The sequence below is a fragment of the Haematobacter missouriensis genome (assembly GCF_000740775.1).
Taxonomy (GTDB): domain Bacteria; phylum Pseudomonadota; class Alphaproteobacteria; order Rhodobacterales; family Rhodobacteraceae; genus Haematobacter; species Haematobacter missouriensis.
Genome location: NZ_JFGS01000120.1, coordinates 1 through 441, shown reverse-complemented (window position 1 = coordinate 441; position 441 = coordinate 1). Strand labels below are relative to the sequence as shown.

The 441-nt window shown below is 65.3% G+C and carries 1 protein-coding gene; it reads right to left on the bottom strand.

The features are described from left to right. Positions 1-441 (bottom strand): HlyD family secretion protein (locus CG51_RS20505; protein ID WP_035747715.1); only part of this gene is annotated, 441 nt, incomplete at both ends.

The following is a 441-nucleotide window of genomic DNA, read 5'->3' as shown; positions in this document are numbered from 1 at the left end:
CAAGCGGCAGGCCACTTGGGGAATGTCGGATATAGACATCCGCGAGATCGACGAGGTTAAGCACCCGCCCTCCACCTGCAAGCACTTCTCCCTCTCTGGCCACCAGATACTGCACACGCCCGTCGCGCGGCGACGTCAGGGTCGAGTCGTTGATGGAGGACACGATCGCGTCGATAGAGGCTTGTGCTGCGGCGACTGAAGCATTCGCATCGACGACGGCTGCGCGGGCAGCCCCGATGCCTGCATCCGCGGCTGCCGACTGTGCCTCTGCAGCCGCAAGCGCTGCCTTGGCCTGTTGTGCGGCTCCCCGATCGTTGTCGAGCGTCTGCTTCGAGAGGTTGTCGTTGCGGGCAAGGGCCTCCGACCGCTGAAGCCGCCGATCCGCGACATCGACCGCGGATGCATTCTGGTCCACCACGGCCAGCGCCTGGCGTTTCTCCG